Here is a 606-nt window from a genome sequence, read left to right on the forward strand (position 1 = left end):
GTCATAGTACTAGCCTTATGGCTAGGAAGGACAGAACAATAACAATTTTGGAAATCAAGGAGGTGGATACGCCACCAGTATCGCAGCCAACATCGTGATTAAGTTCGTAGAGATGGCTACCTACAGAAGGATAAGCTGGAAGCAAAGAATATGTAGGAGTGCGTAGGGGCGTAACGCAGATATGAACAGACAAAATGATATCTCACTTATTGACCGAGTAGTCAGTAAAAACAACATGGAAAGAGCTATTCAAAAAGTCCTTAAAAACAAAGGAGCTCCCGGTGTAGACGAGATGACCGTTTATGAATTAGAGGAGCATATGCAGACCTATGGGTCAGCGATTGTCCAAAAATTGAAGAACGGAACTTATCAACCACAACCAGTTAAGCGTGTAAAAATACCCAAAGCAAATGGTGGGGTTCGACTATTAGGAATCCCAACGGTAAGAGACCGTGTCGTCCAACAAGCTATATTACAAGTGATTGACCCAATTATAGACCCCTATTTCTCAGAATATAGTTACGGCTTTCGTAAAGGTCGCAACGCTCACCAAGCAATTGAGCGAGTGATTGGTTATTATGAAGAAGGTTATAAGATAGTAGTAGA

At 41.6% G+C, this 606-nt stretch carries 1 protein-coding gene; it reads left to right on the forward strand.

What is annotated here, in order from left to right:
• Window positions 1-181: 181 nt before the first annotated feature.
• Window positions 182-606: reverse transcriptase domain-containing protein (locus ACYQ2O_RS12680; RefSeq protein ID WP_459771420.1), on the forward strand; the 425-nt coding region annotated here is incomplete at its 3' end.

The sequence above is a fragment of the Alkalibacterium sp. m-11 genome, from assembly GCF_054658155.1.